Source organism: Leptospira abararensis, from assembly GCF_016918735.1.
Lineage (GTDB): Bacteria > Spirochaetota > Leptospiria > Leptospirales > Leptospiraceae > Leptospira_A > Leptospira_A abararensis.
In genome coordinates this window covers 128,503-150,385 of sequence record NZ_JAFFPR010000018.1, presented here as the reverse complement: position 1 = coordinate 150,385, position 21,883 = coordinate 128,503, and the positions used below count along the sequence as shown (strand labels likewise).

The 21,883-nt window shown below is 40.6% G+C and carries 16 protein-coding genes; 10 read left to right on the top strand and 6 right to left on the bottom strand.

Going from position 1 to position 21,883, the window contains the following annotated elements:
- Nucleotides 1-4 precede the first annotated feature (4 nt).
- Nucleotides 5-1,501 (top strand): sigma 54-interacting transcriptional regulator, encoded by a 1,497-nt coding sequence (locus JWG40_RS05515; RefSeq protein ID WP_205284851.1) that lies wholly within the window; start codon nt 5-7, stop codon nt 1,499-1,501.
- 62 nt (nt 1,502-1,563) lie between these two features.
- The gene (locus tag JWG40_RS05510) at nt 1,564-2,613 is read left to right on the top strand and encodes an OmpA family protein (RefSeq protein ID WP_205284850.1); all 1,050 of its coding nucleotides are present in this window, start codon (nt 1,564-1,566) and stop codon (nt 2,611-2,613) included.
- A gap of 1 nt (nt 2,614) precedes the next feature.
- On the opposite strand, the gene JWG40_RS05505 is transcribed toward JWG40_RS05510, so the two are convergent.
- From JWG40_RS05505 to lepB, 3 genes are read right to left on the bottom strand one after another with little or no spacing between them, the layout of a single operon-like run.
- Nucleotides 2,615-4,525: a motility associated factor glycosyltransferase family protein gene (locus tag JWG40_RS05505; RefSeq protein WP_205284849.1), complete on the bottom strand. Its 1,911-nt coding sequence runs from the start codon at nt 4,523-4,525 to the stop codon at nt 2,615-2,617.
- Nucleotides 4,526-6,337 (bottom strand): penicillin-binding protein, encoded by a 1,812-nt coding sequence (locus tag JWG40_RS05500; protein ID WP_205284848.1) that lies wholly within the window; start codon nt 6,335-6,337, stop codon nt 4,526-4,528.
- Nucleotides 6,338-6,339: 2 nt separating this feature from the next.
- Entirely contained in the window at nt 6,340-6,939 is a 600-nt protein-coding gene (lepB, locus tag JWG40_RS05495) for a signal peptidase I (RefSeq protein ID WP_232369190.1), read from the bottom strand.
- A 95-nt stretch (nt 6,940-7,034) separates the two neighbouring features.
- Between lepB and thrC the strand changes: the two genes are divergently transcribed.
- The 3 genes from thrC to JWG40_RS05480 are packed head-to-tail and all read left to right on the top strand — an operon-like array spanning nt 7,035 to nt 10,305.
- Complete coding sequence (gene thrC / locus JWG40_RS05490; RefSeq protein WP_205284846.1) at nt 7,035-8,384, top strand: threonine synthase; 1,350 nt, start codon at nt 7,035-7,037, stop codon at nt 8,382-8,384.
- 50 nt (nt 8,385-8,434) lie between these two features.
- Nucleotides 8,435-9,145, top strand: coding sequence for a hypothetical protein (locus JWG40_RS05485; RefSeq protein ID WP_205284845.1), 711 nt, complete (start codon nt 8,435-8,437; stop codon nt 9,143-9,145).
- Complete coding sequence (locus JWG40_RS05480) at nt 9,145-10,305, top strand: LIC10486 family protein (RefSeq protein ID WP_205284844.1); 1,161 nt, start codon at nt 9,145-9,147, stop codon at nt 10,303-10,305. Before JWG40_RS05485 ends, JWG40_RS05480 begins: the two co-directional genes overlap by 1 nt.
- A 661-nt stretch (nt 10,306-10,966) precedes the next feature.
- Here JWG40_RS05480 and leuS read toward each other — a convergent pair.
- The gene (gene leuS, locus JWG40_RS05475) at nt 10,967-13,570 is read right to left on the bottom strand and encodes a leucine--tRNA ligase (protein WP_205284843.1); all 2,604 of its coding nucleotides are present in this window, start codon (nt 13,568-13,570) and stop codon (nt 10,967-10,969) included.
- Between the two features lie 552 nt (nt 13,571-14,122).
- On the opposite strand from leuS, the gene JWG40_RS05470 reads away from it, so the two are divergent.
- Nucleotides 14,123-14,899 carry an ABC transporter ATP-binding protein gene (locus JWG40_RS05470; protein ID WP_205284842.1) on the top strand — a complete coding sequence of 259 codons (777 nt, stop codon included), beginning with the start codon at nt 14,123-14,125 and terminating at the stop codon, nt 14,897-14,899.
- A complete protein-coding gene (locus tag JWG40_RS05465) occupies nt 14,896-17,439 on the top strand; it encodes an ABC transporter permease (RefSeq protein WP_205284841.1) in 2,544 nt (847 codons plus the stop codon). The genes JWG40_RS05470 and JWG40_RS05465 overlap by 4 nt, the downstream gene beginning before the upstream one ends.
- A 57-nt stretch (nt 17,440-17,496) precedes the next feature.
- On the opposite strand, the gene fcpA is transcribed toward JWG40_RS05465, so the two are convergent.
- The gene (gene fcpA, locus JWG40_RS05460) at nt 17,497-18,399 is read right to left on the bottom strand and encodes a flagellar coiling protein FcpA (RefSeq protein WP_039925880.1); all 903 of its coding nucleotides are present in this window, start codon (nt 18,397-18,399) and stop codon (nt 17,497-17,499) included.
- A 233-nt stretch (nt 18,400-18,632) separates the two neighbouring features.
- On the opposite strand from fcpA, the gene JWG40_RS05455 reads away from it, so the two are divergent.
- The 3 genes from JWG40_RS05455 to panB are packed head-to-tail and all read left to right on the top strand — an operon-like array spanning nt 18,633 to nt 20,755.
- Nucleotides 18,633-19,496 carry an ATP-binding protein gene (locus JWG40_RS05455; protein ID WP_205284840.1) on the top strand — a complete coding sequence of 288 codons (864 nt, stop codon included), beginning with the start codon at nt 18,633-18,635 and terminating at the stop codon, nt 19,494-19,496.
- A 4-nt stretch (nt 19,497-19,500) separates the two neighbouring features.
- Complete coding sequence (folK, locus tag JWG40_RS05450; RefSeq protein WP_205284898.1) at nt 19,501-19,974, top strand: 2-amino-4-hydroxy-6-hydroxymethyldihydropteridine diphosphokinase; 474 nt, start codon at nt 19,501-19,503, stop codon at nt 19,972-19,974.
- A complete protein-coding gene (gene panB / locus JWG40_RS05445) occupies nt 19,949-20,755 on the top strand; it encodes a 3-methyl-2-oxobutanoate hydroxymethyltransferase (RefSeq protein ID WP_205284839.1) in 807 nt (268 codons plus the stop codon). Before folK ends, panB begins: the two co-directional genes overlap by 26 nt.
- 77 nt (nt 20,756-20,832) lie before the next feature.
- Here the strand turns inward: panB and JWG40_RS05440 are convergent, their stop codons facing one another.
- Entirely contained in the window at nt 20,833-21,882 is a 1,050-nt protein-coding gene (locus tag JWG40_RS05440) for a 3-deoxy-7-phosphoheptulonate synthase (RefSeq protein WP_205284838.1), read from the bottom strand.
- Between the last annotated feature and the right edge of the window lies 1 nt (nt 21,883).

The window sequence follows — 21,883 nt, the reverse complement described above, 5'->3', positions numbered from 1 at the left end:
TCCCATGTCTGTAAAACAGGATATTTCCGGTACTTTAAGGAAGATCCAAAAGGAAATTCAACAACTTCCGAATATTACGGATCGCTTGAATTTCATTTTGGACATGACTCTGACTCTGTTTGGAGCCTCTACCGGTAGTATTTCCATTATGGACCAGGAAGAAAAAGTCCTTACCATTGTTGCCGCCAAAGGGATGGATTGGGAAAAAAAAATTGCTGCCAAACTTCCGTTTAACTTGGGTGTAACTGGTCGTGCTGCCTCCACCAGAGAAATTATCTATGTTCCCGATGTCACTTTAGACAAAGATTATGTAAAACTCATCGAAACCGTTCGTTCGGAGCTTGCGATTCCACTGGTCACTAGAGATTCTACTATTGGAGTCCTCAACCTAGAGTCGGATAAAGTGAATTTTTTCTCATCTGATATTATCAACCAAGCCACACTATTTGCATCTCAGTTGACAATTGTTATACTAGAAGAACGGATTGCCAAAGAAGCTTTTGAAAAATCTAAAAGAGAAGAAGATCCGGTTGAAGAAATTTTAGGGTATGACCCGAGCATACTTTTTTTAAAACATAGGATCAGGCAAGTGGGTCCCTCAGATACATCGGTGATGATCATTGGGGAAGAGGGTTCTGGAAAAAAATTAATCGCTAAGGCCTTACATTATATATCTCAAAGAAAAAATGGTCCATTTCTTACTGTAGATTGTTCCGGTCTTAGTTACGAACTATTGGAAGCAGAACTTTTTGGTGTTTCCAGTGGCAAGATATTCAATCCCGGAAAATTAGAACAAGCCAATGGGGGATCCCTATACGTTGAATCCATTGGAGATTTACCATCAAATTTACAAACAAGACTTTTCCAAACCTTACGAGATAAAACGATGCCGAACCCCTCTATAAAAAAGAAGGATGAGGTTCTGAACATTCGAATTTTTACCGGAAGCAAACGGGATTTATTAGAAGATATCCAGAAAGAAACTTTTTCTATGGATTTGTATTATCGCTTAGCGGAAGTTCCGTTGCGCATGCCTCCGTTACGCGAACGAAGAGGGGACGTTCCACTTCTTGCTCACCATTTTTTATACCAATACAACAAACAATACGGAAGGAATAAAACTTTTTCGAGAGAGGCTTTGAAGGCACTGACAGGAATGCCTTGGAGTGGAAATGTTAGGCAATTACAAAGTGTGATCCAGTATGCGGTTCTTGTTCCACCCGAAACCGTTTTGGAGCCACATTCCTTCCTGCAGGATGGGAAACGAGAAACCGAATCAACTTCAAAAGTGCAAAGTTTTGCAGTGGGGACGGAGATTCTCTCTCCTTCGGAAAATCTATCACTCAACATTGCCATAGAAAGATTGGAGGCCATCTGGATCAAAGAGGCATTCCAGCGAGTATCCACACAGGAAGAAGCAGCCAAACTTCTTGGAATTAGCCGCGGTTCTTTACAGTATAAGATCAAAAATAACCAATTTCTGGACGGATTCAACACCTAAGTCGAAGAAAAGAATGGATAGATTGGCCTGATCTGTCGATATGATTACAAAGGAGCTTTCACGTGGCAGATAGTTATTACCGTACCATAAGTGGTAAACAATATGATAATGAATTGTTAGAAATCGCTGAGAAAGCCACCAAACGTAGCAAAGCTCCTATTGGCAAAAATATTGCAAAGACCCTTTTTGATGCCATTAAAGATGGTGGGGACTATACGGAAGTTGAAAAGCGGACTGTAAAATACATTCGAGATAATTTTAAATTTAGCCCAGAGGCCGATGAATACCTTCGCTCGGAAATTCGCAAGTGGGCAGCAAAGATTTCTGTTCCTGCTGCGAAGAAAAAAGCAACAAATAAGGCATCCTCTAAAAAAGAAACCACGGCAAAGCGTAATTCCTCTCGTTCTGCAAAATCTTCCACTGAAGGTTTCACTCCGTACTATGAAACCTTTGAAAGTGATGATAGTTCACGTGACGAAGTGGCTCCAACTCCAGAATACAATGAATTGGTAGCCTTGAATAAATTTCAAATCACTCCCAAACAAAATCGTTTAGGAAGAATCATCTTACTTACATTGATTCTTATATTCTTTATTGTTTTAATTATTTTTGGAATTCGCAGTTGCAATCGAAGTTCTAATATTTCTGAAAACACAAATCAAAATTCTAATATTTCGGGAGATGTTGGAACTCGGTCTTTGGAGCGAGTGGCCCTAACAGAAGGAAAAGCTTCCGACCAATTTGAATCCCAAGCTAGAGCGATTCGCTACATCAATGACCTTCAAATTCGTTTTATCAAGCAAAGTATGCAGACAGAAGAAGCCGCAGCAGACAAAATTGTTACTTTAGCAGAAGCTTTGAAATCCTATCCAGGAATTCGTGTTCGAGTCAAAGGACATACTTGTTTTATTGGTGAGATGGATGAAAACAAAATTCTATCAGATGAACGTGCTAAGTTTGTATATGATGAATTAGTAAAAAATGGTGTAAGTGTTAAACAGCTCGACTATCGTGGGTTTGGTGAAACGGCGGAAATTGAATCCAATTCCACAGAAGCCGGTCGGATCAAAAATAGACGTGTTGATTTTACTGTTCTATCTTTAACCGAATAGCCTATTGTAATCTATATAAAGATTTAGTGAGCATCCGTTTGGTGGACCGAACGGATTCGTACAACCCTTCGTACAAAAGAAGTGACTTTTTAGCTACACCGAGTTGGGTATTTTCTTTTTCTTCTAAACTCAAATGATCATCATATCCTTCCGTGATGGTTAAGATCACCCTTTGGATTCCTAAACTCAAAATTTCATTCAAACCTTTTTTTCCAGAGACTTGTTCATCAATGGAGTCCATTTGTTTGATATCTTCTGAAAAAGTTTTAGGATTGATTTGGTTTCGTTTGATTTGGTTATAAATCCTTTCGGACACAACAAGTCCTCGTTTTACAGTGATAACAAATTCTGATAAAGATTCTGTGGTGGAAAGAATCTCTGAAACCAATCCTGTTTTATCGAAAAAAGATTCTTCTTTTTTCAGTTGGGAATGAATTTGGTTTCGAACTGACTGAACTAAATGAGTTTGGTTTTTTACTTCACTTTCATCATTCGAAAATTCATTTCCAAATTCGGAGTGGGGAATTCCTTCGAGTTTAGCACCAAACTTAGTTAAATTGGTCCAAGGATTTTCTTTGGCATGGTCTTCAAACCATTTTTTAAAGATCAACATCTTCTCATTGGTGATATAGGTTTCTTCTAAATTCCCTATAACTTTTTTCCTCGGTAAAGCAAAGAGTTGTTTGTAGTTGTGTTTTTCTCTGCGAAACTTTCTAGTTTCTAAATAGTTCAATCGTTCTTCGAGAACTGCCCCTTTCGAATGGGCAAGGCCTTTGGTAAAACTCAAATCCTGTCCGACTAAATAGACAGACTTCGCACCCATAAGCGTAGCAAGGCTTGCGGCATTGGTAGAAACAGATCCACCAAAGGGAACAGAACCAATCTCAGAAGATCCTGTTTTTTCCAATAACCGAATGAGTGGAAACGGGGACGAGGTCACAAAACCTTTGTTTGGCCCTTTATCCAATCGTAGGCTTAAGTAAGTAGAAGTTGGATCAAAGACCAAAATGGCTTCTCCAGAATAATCCTCTAGGTATTGGCTGTTGAGCGCTTGCGGATCGACAGAAAAAATTAAATCAGGTTCTACTCCAAAGGAAGTAAGGATAGGAAGAGCCGTGTCCACAGCTAAAAGTAAAAATTGATTTCTGTAGGCGACAAGGTCGGGTATGGACTCGGAAAGACTAGGGCCAGCGCAAGCGACAACAATGGAGATCCCACTGGCGATTCCAAAAAGGTCCGAGACAGGTCGAAACTGGGATAACTCAGGGAGGTTATAACAAATGTTCTTTGCCCAAATTTTTTCAAAACGAGTGAGAGTGGCAAGGTTCACATCTTTTTTGTGAAACATTTGTTCGGCGGTATATTTCAATCTCTGGTATTCGGCTTCTTTCCATTGCCAAGAACCACGGTGAGGAACAAAACTAATAGGATGGGTTCCTTTTCCTTTCACAGCTTCGGTGAGTTGGTCCTCCATTCCATCACCAGTGATAAGGATTAATTTTCCATCTAACAGTGGTTTGGAAAAATCAAAGATTTGGAATGCTTCCCAAATAAAAAAAGGATAGGGTTCCATCCAAATGATTGTGACTTTCTCTTTGTTTATCAAATATGGAAGAATATATCCTAAACCGGCACCAAACAATAGATAAATGCGCTCAGTTCCGTCATGGGGAAGTTCGGTGGCAAAACGTTCTGCTTCTTTTTTAGGATCAAAACGACTATGAATCCACACACCATCCAATTCTAAAGTAGGATCTCCTGTTTTGGATTTGGTCAGTTCGTAAGAAAAATTGGTTTCTATAGATTCTGAATTGGAATCCAAGAGACCGAGGGTTCCTTTTTTTTGACGCACAACCTCTGCCAATTTTGATGGGACGGCCGCTAGATTTTTTTCTAAGAAAGATTCGTTCACTTACGGTTCCAAAACAATTTTAATCGCGGCATTGGGAGAAAGCGAAGTTCCCGCTTTCGGGTCTTGTGATTTGACAAATCCAGAACCTTCCAGTTTGTATTCTGCTTTGAGTTGTTTTAAAATTTGAATGGTTTCAGAAGCAGTGAATCCACTCAGATCCGGCATCACCTTAGGATCCAATTTATAGATTTTATTTCTTTCTCCCTTTAATCGGTAAACTAATGCCTTTTCACTTTTTTCTACAATGGGAATGATACTTTCTACCACCTCACGAAAGACAGGTGCTGCAATCCCACCACCTGTATGGGCATCCCCACCAGGTTCATCAAAAACAATAAGGCCCACATACTTAGGTTTTTCTGCTGGGAAAAATCCAAGAAAACTAGCGGTAAATAAACCTGCTTGGTATCCTGCTCCCGCTTTTGCTTTTTGTGAAGTTCCTGTTTTTCCTGCGATAAAGTAGTTCTCTAAATAAGCTTTTTTTCCCGTTCCTTGCGAAACGGCCTTACTCATGGCATTTAAGGTTTTTTTGGCAGCACCCTCTCTAATACCAAGTAACTCTTGTTTTATGGAAAATTCATGAACGAGTTCCCCATATGAATTGGTGATTTGCGAAACGACAGAGGGTTCAAATAAAATCCCACCATTCACAACAGCGGCGGCCGCAGTGATGAGTTGGATCGGTGTGACAGATAAACCTTGGCCAATCGATAAAAAGTAAGGTGTACTTTTATTCCATTTGTTTAGTGGAGGGAGGTATCCTTTTGCTTCATGGATGGAAAAATTAGTTCGTTTTCCAAATTTAAATTTATCCATATAACTGTAGTATGTCGCTTCATCAATTTTTTGAGCAGCTTTGATGATTCCTACGTTACAAGAGTATTGTAAAATTTCATCCAAATTGACATGGCCATGATTGTCTGTACAACGAATGGTGGTTTTTCCAATTTCAATATAACCCGGACAATGAAACCTTTCTCCTGGCAGGATTTTACCTTCATTCAGTAACATCAGGGCAATGAAGATTTTCATTGTCGATCCCGGTTCATAGATATGACGAATGGACCAATTGGAATGAGATTCCAAAGGAAAGTCTTGGAAATGATTGGGATCAAAATTGGGAAAAGAGGCCATCGCCAAAATTTTCCCAGTTTCTGTATCCATAATCATTCCGATGCCTCTTTTAGAAGCCGTTTGGATAAAAGCTTTCTGCAGAGACTTTTCTAATCGGTATTGAATGATACTATCAATGGTTAGATGGACGTTGTTTCCTTTGCTAGACTCTGCATCGGGTGTGGATAAGAGTTCCAAATTGAATAACATCTCAAGTCCTGAAAGGGCTTTGTCATCATCGTAACCTGTAAAACCAAGAAGGCTTGCGGCCAAACTTCCTTGTGGATAAATTCGTTTGTACTCTTTTTCCACACGAACACCGGGAAGTGCCAATGCTTTGATTTTTTCTGCTTTGGTAAGTTCGATTTCTCTTTTTAACAAAAAGTAGTTTTGTTTGTCTCTGATGGTTTCAATCAGTTTGTTTGGTGTGATTCCAAGAATGGGGCCAAGTTCCTGCGCAGTAAGTTCTGGATCATAGATGTTAGTGGGATCGATTCCAACTGTAGCCGACTCGCGTGAGATCGCCAGTTCAATCCCGCGTCTATCATAGATAGTTCCGCGTTGGACATACTTACTCGACTTTAAGTTGATGATATTATCATTAAAATAAGTGAGAAAAACAACACGAAAGAGTAGGATCACGAACAAAGAGAGTATAAATAGAATGATATACTTAAAACGTTGTTTGTATTCGGTCATTGTTAAAAATAGAAGATTACTTTGCCTTTGATTTTTTCTACAGGTACGAGTCCAAACGAACGGGAATCCGTTGAATACTGTCTGTTGTCACCAAGAAGAAGATAATAACCCGGAGGAATTCTACCTTGTTTGTCCATAGCAAGAAAGGGTGAGTTATGACGGTTTAAAAAAATGGAAGTACTTGGTTCGCTTGTGTAAGTACCCTTGGGAAGATAGTTTTCTAACAGCTCGGTAGAATCAATCAGAACTCGTCCGGCTTCAATGGAATAAAATTCACCCGGTAAACCTATCACTCGTTTGACGACAAGTTCCTCTTCCTGGCTCACAAAAAGCACTAAGTCCAATTTATCGATTTTTGGATCCGTGTATAGAAGTTCCGTTCCAAAGAATTTGGCAGAAATGGCAAATCCCCCCTTCCATACGAAGACGATCGACCCATGTTCTAAGGTCGGATACATGGAATTTCCCTGAATGGAATAGATTTGGAATAAAAAAATGCGCACAAATAGCAGAAAACAGAGAAAGAGAAAAATCAGAAGGCTCCGACGGGTATAACGTTTGAATTTTACCCACCACCTAGAGACTTTAGTTTCTGTTTCCATATCCATCAAAAAACGATAAAAATCATTCGTGCATTTTTCCCCTTTCTCCAGAATGGAAAAGGAACTTTCCGTAAATCTGAAGCCTAGAGAAGTCTATGTCACTTACAAAATATCAATTCCGAGCACAGTTTCGTTGCACCAATGACTCTTGTCGCAAAACCTACCCTCTCCACCAAGTGATTTATTCCTGCGAATCCTGCGGGGAACTTTTAAATGTTGAACATGATATAGACAGTTTGAAACAAGTTTCCGCGTCTGAATGGAAATCGGAATTTGAATCCAGGTTCCGTTCTAGCCAATTTCCCAATGCCTCCGGTGTTTGGGGGAAAAAGGAATGGGTACTTCCAGGCATCAGTGATGAAAATATCATCACTTCGGGAGAAGGGACAAGCCACTTGTACGATGCTTCTCGTTTTGCTATGGATTTGGGACTAACAAGCCTTCATGTCAAACAATGTGGTGTATCCCATACCGGTTCTTTTAAAGATTTAGGCATGACGGTTCTTGTGAGCCAAGTCAAACAAATGATCGCTGATGGGGTTCCCATCCAAGCGGTTGCTTGTGCATCTACGGGAGATACTTCTGCCGCTCTCGCTTCATATGCAGCCAAAGCAGGAATTCCATCGATCATCCTATTACCAGCAAACAAAGTATCAACGGCTCAACTCATCCAACCTGTTTCCAATGGGGCCTTAGTTTTAGCACTGGAGACAGACTTTGATGGTTGTATGGCGGTGGTAAAAGAACTCACTAAAGAAAAATCAATTTATCTTGCCAACTCCATGAATTCTTTACGAATCGAAGGACAAAAAATAATTTCTGTAGAAATCACACAACAGTTAGGTTGGAAGGTTCCCGATTGGGTTGTTATACCTGGTGGAAACTTAGGAAATGTTTCTGCGCTTGGAATGGGATTTGAAATGATGTATGAGCTCGGACTTATCGATAAGTACCCAAGAATTATTTTAGCCCAGGCAAAAAATGCAAGTCCACTCTATGAATCGTTTAAGAAAGGTTTTGCGGACTTCTCTCCTGTGACCGCAGAAAAAACTTTAGCCTCTGCGATCCAAATCGGTGATCCAGTCTCCGTCAAAAAAGCAATTCGTGTCTTAAAAAAATTCAATGGAGTTGTGGAAGTGGCAACGGAAGAAGAGTTGGCAAATGCAGCAGCTCGCGGGGATCTTTATGGACTTTACAATGATCCGCACACGGGAGTGGCTCTTGCCGCTCTATTGAAATCGGTGGAATCGGGAGTAATCAAAAAGGGTGAATCGGTGGTTGTGATCTCCACAGCGAATGGACTGAAGTTCACTGAATTCAAACTTGCCTTCCATGAAGGGAAAATCCCTAATATTGATGAGAAACTGAAGAACCGAATCCAATCATGCAAACCAAATCTCAGTGGAGTGATGGAAATCCTAGGCAAACAACTGAAGAAATTATAAATCGCTAGACAAATCCCCTACATGTTGGCAAATTTTTTCAGTTTACCGGTATGTACCAAGAGATCCAACTAAGCTCTGAGTTCTGCACGTCTGTGGATCGCGCCGTGGCGTTAGGGAAGAAGGTTTCTATGATCACGTACGTGCTGGGGGATATTGGTGAGGCCAAACTTAAATACATTCTTTTTCGAATTTTAGGTTCTGTTGGTCGTGAAGATTTGATGGAGTTATTTTATACGGCTGCCAAGGAACTCATTGTCAATTCCACAAAGGCCGCAATCAAACGAATCATCTTCGGAGAACTCAAACTCAATATCCAGAACTTACAGGATTATGAAGAGGGGATGAAACTTTTTAAGTCTAGTCTCAATGAAAGAAAGTTCCCTGCTTATAAAAAGAAAATGCGGGAGTCTGGGCTCTTTGTTAAGATCACTTGTATCTACCAAAAGGATAAAATTGACCTAGAAATCAGAAATAATTTTCCATTATTGCCAATTGAGGCCGAACGAGTAAAAGAAAAGTTTATTAATGCCAAAAAGTATGATAATCTATTCGAGTTCTTTATGGAACATGGCGACAGTACGGAAGGAGCAGGAATGGGTATCACAATGGTAGAAATATTGTTGTCTCAATCAGGTTTTGACCGTCGTTTACTCTCTATATATTCATCAGAAAGGAAAAAGGAAACAGTAGCGCGTGTGGAAGTACCTCTCAGTGGGATTCCAAAATCCTCTGAAACACACGAACAATTGTTTGTAGAATAATGTCCGAATTAAGTTCAAAAGCAGACCAACTCAAACGACAAGCAGACCTAATCGGCCTGACAAGAGAAGCCGTATTTACGGACGAACAAGCCAAGGAAGTTTTACAAGGTAAAATTACAGACGGTTATCTTGTGAAAGTTAAAATCGACTTGGACAGTTTGAACGGTATGGTTCTTATCCTTGTTTCCTCCATTCGGAAACATATTATGGAACTTTATGCTGTAGTAGGAACTTCTCCCACATTTCGACGGATTCGAACCTTTGCAGATCATTTACAAATTTCTACAGACTTAGGTGATATTGGAAAAACTGCTGGGTATGATCCAGCGATTTCCGAAAATATTGGTCGCGCTGTCCACAGAGCCTTCACCAAAGAGAAGTTAGAGGAACTCCTTCCCCTTTGGCAAAAAAAAGATCCTTCCCATATTGCTGAAATTTTAGAAAAGCCAATCCTTGCAGCAACCAAGGGAAGAAATATCAAACTCCAAGCAGAAGTGGATAAACTTTCGACAGCAAAGTTTCGTTATGAAAATCCAATGAAAGGGGTGATTTTACCCATTCCGAAACCAGAAGATGAATCAGCATCAGCCCAAGATGCTTCGGTTCCAGGGGTCTCCACCGAACCAGCCAGAGGTGAACTGTCATCCTTAGAACGCCAAATTGCTCAATACAGAGCTTCCTTTCCTAAAGAATTAAATATGAAAACAGTGATTTCTCCCATCAACGGTGTTGAGTTTGATAATTTAATGGAAGGGATGGAAATTCTTTTTCGTGTTCCTACTGAAACTCCGGAAGGTCTTACCAATGCACAAATTCTTGGGCTCATTGATGAAGAAGGAAAAATTTCGAAAGAACCAGTCGTGGGGAGATTTCTCGGAATCGCGGGAAACAAAACAGAATACCATATTTTTGCCGAAGGCCCAAACCAATACTTACTTCATTCTATAGAAGAACATCCAGTGAAGGTGGCCATTCCAAAACCAGCAGCGATGGCAGGAACAGCAAACAAAAGTTCTGCGGCACAAGGGCAAAAGAAAAAAGTGGGAAATGCTCCAGCCCAGGAATCCAAGGGTTCAGGCACCAACTTATTTATGTTAATGGGAGCGTTTGTCACCATCGTCCTATTTGGAGTTTTAATTTTTGTAATGGTGATTTTATAAGCACTATTAATTGCTCGTTAGTGGATTTCGTAAAAACAGAATCTGATCATTCGTTTTTAAAAATCAGATTCTGTTTGTCTTTCTTAGTTCTTTTTCCAGGTGGCCCATTGGACGCGGTTTGTTCCCGTTCCATCAATCGAAACGACTACCCAAGTATCCTTTCCATCCGTTGGAATTAGCTGCTGTAGATTTTGCAGTCCAAGAAATACCATCAGTGGAAGTCATCACCCGATTCGTTTTCCGTCCTGCGAAACTGCCACAAACTGATTGGCTGCATACAAAATGCCCGCCCATACATTTGCCTCAGTTGCTTGTGCTAAAGTAAAATCACTAAGGGTGCATGACTCAGGGTTTGTTTCACATGTTTTTGCAGCATTTAATAAAAGCAGAAGGCATACGAAATATAGTGCTATATAAAGAACGAAACATCAAAAACTCCAAAAATATGATTTGAATCCATCCCTAAACTGGAAAGGATTTCGATTTTGAATCAATTTCTTATTATTGAAGGTTTAGAATATAATAAGCTTAGTATCAATAAAGTTCAGTCTTGTATTGTGATTGTTTTTGATTTGTAACTATAATATAATTGTTACGTATCAAAAAAAATTTCCCAAATATAATTAAGAATTCTTATTTATTAAAATTAGAATCGAGATTTTTAACCTGCAACCACAATGTTCACAAGTTTTCCCTTCACGTAGATTTCTTTTTTGATTTCTTTTCCTTCCCAAAATGGTTTTGCTTTTTCCACTGCTTTGGCAAGAGTCAAAACTTCTTTCTCTTCAATGTCTCTTGGGGCAAGAAACTCTCCTCTCATCTTTCCATTCACTTGGATTACAATGGTGATGTTCGCATCGAGCAAATACTTCTCATCCCATTTAGGATAAGGATGGTAAGCGAGTGATTCTTTGTGTCCGAGTTTTTCCCAAAGTTCTTCTGCCAAATGGGGAGCATAAGGAGAGAGAGCGAGAACAAACGGCTCCAAAACTTTTCTTGGTTTTCTCGGATTCGTTGTAAACTCATTGATGAAGATCATCATCTGAGAAACAGCTGTGTTGAAGGAAAAATGATCGATATCGTCTTTTACTTTTTTAATCGTACGATGGAGGGTTTTCAGTTCGGCTTCGGTAGGTTCAATATCTTCCACAAAGAAGGATTCGTTTTCGCCTGAATGAAAAAGTCTCCACACTCGATTTAAAAATCGGAAGACTCCATCCACTCCGTTTTTACTCCAAGGTTTGGACATTTCGAACGGACCCATAAACATTTCAAAAAGTCTTAATGTATCGGCACCAAATTCTGAAACTACATCATCGGGATTGACCACGTTTCCACGAGATTTTGACATTTTCCCTTTGTCTTCCCCCAAAATCAATCCTTGGTGGACTAACTTTTGGAAAGGCTCTGGGGAAGAAACATGACCCAAATCAAAAAGGATTTTATGCCAAAATCTAGAGTATAATAAGTGTAATACGGCGTGTTCTGCCCCACCCACATAGACTTCCACAGGCATCCATGCTTTTTCTAATTCTGGATCAATCAGTTTGTCGTTGTTTCTTGGGTCAATGTAACGAAGGTAATAATAACAAGAACCAGCCCACTGTGGCATGGTATTGGTTTCTCTTTTTCCCACTTCTCCCGTTTCCGGGTCAGTGTAAACAAGCCAATCTTTCGCAAGGGCTAGAGGAGATTCTCCCGTACCAGATGGTTTGAATTCTTCTAGGTCTGGTAGTACTAAGGGAAGTTCAGAATCAGAAAGAGCTTTCGGTGTTCCATCGGCAAAGTGAACGAGAGGAATGGGTTCTCCCCAATACCTTTGTCTGGCAAATAACCAATCTCTGAGTTTGAACTGGACTTTTTTACGACCGATGCCTTTTTTTTCTGCCCAAGTGGACATAGTTTGGAAGGCATCTTTGTAAGATTTACCATCTAACTGCACTTCTGCGGATGAGGAATTGATACAAACGGAATCTTTGGAATCAAAAGCAAGATTTGGTTCCATCTTTCCATCGATCACTTGGAGGATCGGAAGTTGGAACTTCACGGCAAAGTCGTAGTCTCTTTGGTCGTGAGCCGGAACCGCCATAATGGCACCGGTTCCATAGGAAATTAATACATAATCAGAAATATAAATGGGAACTTTGATTGAAGCATCTGTTGGCAAACTAGCGTAGGAACCTGTAAACACACCTGTTTTGTCTTTATTCAGTTCGGTGCGTTCCAAATCACTTTTTAGCGAACAATCTTTTTGGTATTTTTCCACGGCCGATTTTTGTTCAGGAGTGGTGAGCAGAGAAACAAGTGGGTGTTCCGGCGCAAGAACAAGATAAGTCGCTCCAAAAATGGTATCGGGTCTTGTTGTATAAACAGTGATTTCTTTGGAAATTGAGGGAACAGGAAAACTGAGTTCCAATCCTTCTGATTTTCCAATCCAATTCCTTTGCATCTCCAAGGTAGAAGTGGGCCATTCGCAAAGAGAAAGATCATTTAACAGGCGTTCGGCGTAAGAAGTAATGCGCATCATATATTGGCGCATAGGTTTTCTTTCGACAGAATACCCTTTAGATGTCCATTCTTCTACTTCTTCATTGGCAAGAACTGTGCCGAGGGCTTCACACCAGTTGACGGGAATGTTTGCCTCATACACCAAACGGAAATGGGAGAGGATATCTTCCTTTTCCTTACGGGATTTGGCTTTCCAGTCGGAAGCCGAGAATTGAATTCCTTTGGGGAGTTCCTTTCCTTCAAAAGCGGCGGATCCTTCCGATTCTAGGGTTTTGATGAGTGTGGTGATGGGTAGGGCTTTGTTTTCGCTGCGATCAAAGTAGGAATTGTAGATTTGCAGGAAAATCCATTGGGTCCAGCGGTAGTAGTCTGGATGAGTAGTAGAGATCTCTCTCTCCCAATCATAAGATAAACCAAGGCTTTTGATTTGGCGACGAAATGTATCAATATTGTTCTTTGTGGTAGTGCGAGGGTGGACACCCGTTGTCATCGCATACCTTTCAGCAGGTAGGCCAAAAGCGTCCCATCCCATGGGATGAAGGACTTCAAATCCTTCCATTCGTTTGAGTCGTGAAATGATGTCGGTGGCAGTATATCCCTCAGGGTGGCCTACGTGCAGTCCTGCGCCACTTGGGTAGGGAAACATGTCTAAACAATAGTATTTAGGTTTGGTTGAATGGGCGTTTGTGCGAAAGGTCTGGTGGTCGTCCCAGTGTTTTTGCCATTTTTGTTCAATATCTTGGAATGGATAATTCATCGACTAACGTAGAGAAAGTGTAGTAATTCTACTTTCTCACGGAGTCGATGATTTTTACAAGCTTTTTGAAACTCTTGGACAAACAAACTTTGCAGAGATTGTATTGATAAAGGTTCGTGACGGATCCACATTCCGCACAAGGTTTAAGATTATTGATTTTCACATTCATAAAGTCTGCAGTTTTTATCTTTGTATTGCATTCGAGCATTCTATATTTACCTGTATGAGTCCGCTTATCGACAGTGCTGTTCATAACTCCCCAAATTTCCCAAAAACAGGGAGAGGGGAAACACTACGATGAAGTTACTTTATATGAAACCCACCCTTTGGGGTCAAAAAAAATTAGGATGTACGCTCAAAAAGATAAGTAAAATTTTGTCAGATTTTTTTTCAATCGGTGCAATATAGTTGGAACGGAAATGAAAATTAAAAAAATTATAACTGTTATGGAAAAAATTGAAAAATCGTTGTTAGGTGGTATTTTTCTGATAAATGCCCGTTATTAGTCATGTCATTTTTGTTAGGTGATAAAATCTTTGGGGGAAAAACCTAGTGTTGGAATTTAAAAATGTGTTTAAGTCATTTCACAATGAATCGGAAACGATTGATGTGTTGAAAAATATTTCATTTCGCATGGAAACAGGTGAATTTGTAGCGATTATAGGCCCATCAGGCTCAGGTAAGTCAACACTACTTGGTGTAGCGGCCGGTCTAGATAAACCGGATACAGGGAGTGTTTCCTTAGATGGTGTTGTGATCACAGAGGAAAATGAATCGAATTTAGCTGATTTGCGTGCCGATAAAATTGGTTTTATCTTTCAAAACTTCCAATTACTCCCTGGCCTCAATGCCATTGAGAATGTAGGGATTCCATTGTACTTAAAATCATCACTTACAGAAGCAGAGATCTTAAAAAAATCAGAAAAGATATTAGAGTCTGTATCTATGTCCCATCGTGCCACTCACTTCCCAAAACAGTTGTCAGGTGGCGAAGAGCAGAGAATCGCCATCGCAAGGAGTTTTGTGAATGATCCCAAAATCATATTTGCCGATGAACCCACTGCCAACTTGGATTCAAAGAATAGCAAAACTGTTTTGGATCTATTGTTATACAGAAACAAAAGCCAAGGTACTACTCTTGTTGTGGTAACTCATGACCCCGATGTGGCAAAACTAGCCGATCGTGTGTTAGAAATGAAAGATGGGGAAATTATTTCGGATTCTAGAAACAAAAAGAAAAGTAATTCTTCTTCTTCCTCGAAATCGATCACTAAAAAGACCACCAAACAGAAGAAAACGACCCGAACCTCGAAGCAGGTCAGTCGATGAAAGCATCTCTCTTTCGTTTTTACCTGAAACGGGAACTTTTCTCTCGGTTTCGGTATTCACTCCTCATTGTGGTATCGATCACTCTTGGTGTGGGTTCTGTGATTGGCATCCATTCCTACAAAGACAATACCGCCAGTGCCATCAAAAGAGAGGCAAAATCGATTATGGGAGCGGATATTGCCCTCCAATCCCCCCAAGAAATCACAAAAACTGCCGATACATTGGTGAAAACCACCCTTCCGAAAGGCTCAGAGACCAGTGCTTCCATCCAGTTTTTATCCATGATTTCCAATGAATCGGGGGAAGAGAATTCACTTAGTTTTATCAAAGCAGTCGAAACAAACTATCCCTTCTACGGAGAAATGAAAACCGAACCGGAAGCGGCGTACCGCAATCTAAAACCAAACCAGGTTTTACTGGATAAATCCCTTGTCGAAAACCTCAAATTAAAACTCGGCGATCGTGTGCGGTTGGGCGATAGTCTTCTCGTGTTAGCTGGTATTGTGGTAAAAGAACCAGGGGCTGTGGGATCATTTGTGGGATCGGCTCCCGGTTCCATCATTCGCAGAGATACAGCCAACAAAACGGGCCTTGTGCAAAGAGGAAGTCGCATTCGTTATACCATCTATGCCAAATTTCCAGATTCCGTTGATAGTTTAGATTGGAAAGACAAAGAGTTTGAAGCCCTCATCAAAGAAGACTTAACCATCTATCACAATACAGAAGTGAACTCAGGCTCCCAACAGTTTATCAAAAACACTTTTGATTATATGGCTCTTCTTGCCCTTGCTGGTTTTTTTCTAGGAGCCATCTCTGTGTATACAGCTGTCAGGACAAGGTTACTGGAAAAACGAAATGAGATTGCCATCCTGATGTGTCTTGGTGCCAAACCGAATGTGATTTTACTTCTTGTCTTTGCAGAAATTTTGATTCTTTCTATCTTCGGCACCACACTTGGATTGGCGCTTGGGTATGGAATCCAATCTATTTTACCGGATCTCAGCGGGCTTATGTCTGTAGAAACAGCGATAGTATTCGGATTATCTTTTTCTTCCATTCTTTGGAGTGTGGTTCTTGGAGTTGTATTGCCACTTCTCATTTCCATTCCTCTGGTGTTGGAAACAAGATCAGTGAAACCTCTTGCGGCATTAAAAGAAGTAGAATCACAAACCAGCGGGAATTTATCCACATCCAAATGGCAATTTGTTTCTTTTCTTTTGATTTATCTTCTCTTTACCAGTCTTGCCGTTTTGGAAACAGAAAGTATCTTTAAAGGAATTCTGTTTACACTGGTTCTATTAACCCTACCAGTTCTTGTGTACGGATTGTACATTTTACTTGGACTCTTCATCACTAAAATTTCTAAACTCGGATGGCTATCGAAGGAGTGGAGCCTTGTGACAAAAAAAGTCACCCGTAAATCGGGAGCACTCCGACTATCCATCATTGGACTTGGGTCTGCTTTGTTTATTTTGACATTGTCTCTGATCTTACAAGAGAGTTTGCTCGAACTGAGTGGTGCGCGGGAAATTGAACGAAGACCCAATATGTTTCTTTTGGACATCCGAGAAACGCAAAAAAATGACCTTCTAACAGCCATTCAAAGGTTTCCTGTGGAGAAACAATATTTGGCTCCAGTGATTGGGGCAAGGCTTTCCAAAGTCAATGGAGAACCCATTAAAAAAGAAGATACCATCAAAAACGCGATGGATCGCAATTGGCGAGCCACTGCCAGAACACGGGAATACTTTTTATCTTACCGCGATGCATTGTATGATACAGAAGAGGTGACCAAGGGGAATTGGTGGAATGAATCGGGAAGAAATGAAGTTTCGGTAGAACGGGATTTTGCAGGGTATTTGCAAGCAGGAGTGGGGGATGAACTCACCTTCAATGTCCAAGGCCGTGAAGTTTCAGGAAAAATCACAAACCTGCGTTCGGTGAACTGGGCCGATATGAAACCTAACTTTGTGGTTCTCTTTTCCAAAGGAATTTTGGAAAAAGCCCCTCGGTTTTATATTGTTTCCTTACTCATTGACACAAACGAAGACAGATACCAATTACAAAAAGTAATCGTGAATCAGTTTCCGAATATCACCGTAATTGATACGGAAAAAACCATCCAAGCCTTTATGGGAATTTTGGAAAAGGTAACACAGATGATGGCACTGATGACTGCTTTTATATTAGCGGCATCCTTTGTTCTCGTCTTTACCACCCTATATGCAAGCCAATCAGAACGAAAAAGGGAATTTGCTTTGTTACGAGTGATTGGTGCCAACAGTCGGTTTATGGGAAAACATTTTTTACGAGAAGCACTGCTTGTTTCCGTGATTTCGTTTTTACTGGGACTCACCTACGCAGTTGTTTCCAACGAAGTGCTGAACCGATCGGTTTTGGAACTTCGAAGTGTGTATCCTTATGGACAACTCACTCTTGTGTTTCTGGGAATTTGTTTTGTGACGGTAAGTTTGTATGCACTCGGGCTTTTTAGTTTCTTTCGAATGCCAACAAAAACAGTGCTTAAAGAGATCAAATAAAACAAAAAAGCCCGGGGTTAAAGCCGGGCTTTCTCATTGAAAGAGATGTTTTCGGGATTATTGTGCTACCGAAATAACCTCATCTCGGTTGATTACGTTAACAATATGTTTGTATTCAGGTGAATCCTTTCCATATTTTAACTCAGTGGCACGTAGTAAGTGAACGTTCTTTTTGTAACGATACTTGAAGAGCATATCATCTGGTCCTTTGGACTTTTTGATCATGTTTTCTTCGAAGCTGTATGCACTTGCTAGATATTTGTGAGCAGGATATTCTTTCTCGTTATCATCAATTTCGATGTAAAGTTCAAGAATGGGGATGGTTTGAGGAAGATTTTGTAAGTCATACTCAGCCATTACCCAAGAACGGTAAACATCAGAAAGAAGTCTTTTAAACTCAGGTCTTTCTCTTAAGTCAGGGTTTTTAATTTCGTCAAGGTGGTTGATCGCTTTAGAGAAGTAGTTGAGAGCGTCTTGTTTCGCTTTCATTTTTTCACGGTAAACTACACGTTCTTCTCTGGATTTACGATCCACTTTTTGCCAGTACCATTTTTCATCTAAGCGTTTCTTTTCCGCTTCTTCTTTGCGGTACTGTTCAACCCAATCTCTATTTTTCATAACGGTATTGATACCGGATTGGTAGTTTGAAAGAGCCAAACGGAATTGGTTGTTTGCGAAAGTTTTAGAAAGTTGGTGTAACTCTTGGAAAGTTTTGTTATACCCTTTGAAATCAGGATTCTTCCAAAGAGATTCCTGTTCCATAATTTCTTTCTTTCTCTTCTTTTGGTCTTCGGTAAGTTCCGCATCGTCATTCTCAGGAACGAGTTCGCCTTTGAGAAGTTCGTCGACTTGGTCTTTAGCCGCTTGGCTGTCTTGAGCGTTCGCAGGCTGAGTTTGTGCGAAAAGCACACTAAAGCCGGACACCAGTTGGAGAATAAGGAGATACTTTATAATCTTCATAGTCGTGTGACCCTTTTGTCTCTTTCAATATTTTGAAGGAATAGGTTTATCTATTTCTTCAATGAAAGTATCGGAATGGCAAGAGTCAATAATAACGATTTAATGCGGAAAAAAACCTAATCCTGAACTTTTTCTTCCGATTCTCTTTGGTTTAAAGGGACATAAGTCCTTAAACTCCTAAAAAATCTCATTCCTTGACAGCTTAGAGAATTCGAGAAGATTGCTCCTTGGAGATGAATTTATCCGAAATTACTTCCATCCGAGACGGAAATCCGCAGTGTAAAACCTGTGGCGGGGTCGGAATTACCTTAGCAGAACATGTCCGGGGCTCGCGTTCTGGGGCACTTGTCCTTTGCCATTGTATAGGTAGCGACTGTAACACTTGTGAGTCGAAAGGGCAACCACCCTATATGACTTTTGACAGGAAGTTGGACAAAATGCTCCCATGTGTTTGCCACAATGCTCGGTTTTCCCTTCGAAACCTAGAGAATTTAGTCGAAAAGGCCAACGTTCCGGCACGCTACCGCTTCCAATTTTTGTCCACAATTGACATTGGAGATACGGCAAACGACCCTGATATGTCTTTTATCATCGCTCACGACTGGGCCAATGAACTGGTTCATAAATTTAAAAATCCTGATTTTTCCCCACAAGGATTTTATCTTTGGGGTGGGACTGGGTCTGGGAAAACCTTACTCGCTTGTGTGATTTTAAATGAACTTATCTTTCGTTATGGGATTACTTGTAAGTATGCCAAGGTAAACAAAGACTTTTTATCTGCGATCCGGGATACATACCAGTCCGATAGCGAAACTCATGGACAAGAACGTTCCATCGAAAAGGAATTTGCGAACGTGGATGTTCTCATCATTGATGACTTTGGAGTTCAGAAGGAATCCGAATTCAACAATCGTAAGTTATACGATCTGATTGATAGTCGATATGAACAAGAAAAACTCACACTTCTCACTTCGAACCACTCGCTTGTGGAGTGGAGGGATCGGGGCCAAGGTCGGATTTACTCGCGGCTTATGGAAATGACAAAAGAAATTGAATTAAAATGTCCGGACTATCGCACTAAGTTTGTAAAGAGGTAAGATGATGAAATATTCCAACATTGCCTTTTTGTCTCTCGGATCCAACATTGGTGACAGACATCATTTTATGGATCAGGCAATCTGGGAAATTTCGACTCTACCCGAACTTCAAATTTTAAAACAATCCGAAAGATTGGAAACCGCACCTTTAGAAAACACCAACCAACCTTTCTTTTTAAATCAAATCTTAAAAGTGATGGTATCTTCTGCCTTCACACTTCCTTGCCTATTGGATTCATTACAAGGAATCGAAGATAAACTCGGTCGTAAACGTAGGTCTTGGAAAGGACCACGTGAAATTGATATCGATATCTTAACTTATGAAGCGGTGGTGATGAAAACAGATTTTTTACACCTTCCTCATCATTCGCTCTATTCTCGACCTTTCATAAAACAATTGATAACCGATATGGGAGAAATTGGAGTGTATGCACTCTTTTTGGAACTAAACCATGAAAAACATTATTCTACAGTATAAAAAAAAATACGATGCCGGGGAACCAATCTCCGTTGTCACTTGTTACGATTATACATTTGCTACACTTTTTAACCGAACCGAAGTGGATTGTTTACTCGTCGGAGATTCTCTCGGGATGGTGATCCAAGGAAACCAGTCCACACTTCCTGTGACTTTGGATGAAATCATCTACCACACAAAAGCGGTTTGTAAAGGTGCTCCCGACAAAACCATCGTGGCTGATTTGCCATTTTTATCTTACCAAACTTCGATTGAAGACGGGATTCGTTCTGCCGGCCGTGTGTTAAAAGAAACCAACGCTTCTTGTATCAAACTGGAAGGGGATTCTGATTTTATCATCGAACTTACCAAAAGGATGACAGAATCAGGGATTCCTGTGTTTGCCCATTTGGGTCTCACTCCTCAGTCGGTTCACACCCTCGGGGGACACCGTGTCCAAGGAAAAACCGAAGCGGCTCGCTCCAAAATGATTCGGAAATCTAGAGAAATTGCAGAGGCAGGCGCCTTTGCCTTGTTACTTGAGATGGTTCCCGAATCCTTGGGTAAAGAAATTACCGAATCCATCCGCATTCCAACGATTGGAATTGGGGCCGGAAAGTATACCTCGGGTCAAGTGCTTGTGATGCAAGATTTACTGGGCCTAAATGAAGACTTTCATCCTAAGTTTTTAAAGAAGTTTGGGAACCTCAGTGGAGCCGTAAAGGATGCGGTGAATCTTTACCACCGCGAAGTTTCTAAACGTGAGTACCCATCGGAAACCCACGTTTTTTTAGATACTTAGGAATCCGGCCTTTGGTTCGTTTGAGGATGGATGAATGGTATCTTTCACTCAAATAAATCTAAATCGGAATCTTACGTTTATTTTCTTTTTCTCGCTGCTTCCGCCAATCGTTCGAACATAGGAACCGTAGTTTCCCAAGAGACACAAGCATCGGTAATGGACTGACCATAAACAAGTGGTTTTGCATCGATCGACTGATTTCCTTCTTTGAGATGGCTTTCAATCATCACACCTAAGATATGATTGCTACCTTTGGCAAATTGTTCTGCCACAGCATCTATCACAGCGGATTGTTTTTTGAAATCTTTTTGGCTATTGCCATGAGAACAGTCCACCATCACTTTAGGAGGAAGGCCGGCTTTTTCAATTTGGGCACAAACTTCCGAAACAGACACCTCATCATAGTTAGGCCCTTTGTTTCCACCACGTAAAATTACATGTGTGTCTTTGTTCCCAGCTGTGCGAAAGATAGCACTGCTACCTTGGTTGGTGACAGATAAAAAATGATGGCTCGATCCTGCGGAACGAATCGCATCCACAGCAATTTGTACATTTCCATCAGTTCCATTTTTAAAACCGATAGGTGCAGAAAGTCCCGATGCCAATTCACGATGGACTTGGCTTTCCGTGGTTCTGGCACCAATGGCACCCCAAGCCACTAAATCAGCAATGTACTGGGGAGATATCACATCTAAAAATTCGGTTCCGCAAGGGATTCCCATATTATTCAAATCTAACAAGAGTTTGCGGGCAAGTTGGAGGCCTTTGTTGATATGAAACGATCCATCCAAATCGGGATCATTGATAAGTCCTTTCCAACCCACAGTGGTTCTTGGTTTTTCAAAGTACACTCGCATTACAATGAGGAGTTCGTTTTTAAATTCTTCAATTTTTGGTTTGAGTTTGGCCGCATATTCCATCACGGCACCAATATCGTGAACAGAACACGGGCCAACAACAACTAACATACGTTTGTTGTCTTTGCCATGAATGATATCAGAAATTTCGCTTCTGGTGCGAACGACTACTTCGCAAGCCGTATCCGTTAATGGAAATTCTTCCATAATCACAGAAGGAGGGATCAAGTTATGTTGTTCTAAAATTCTTAAATTGGCTGTAGGTTTCATA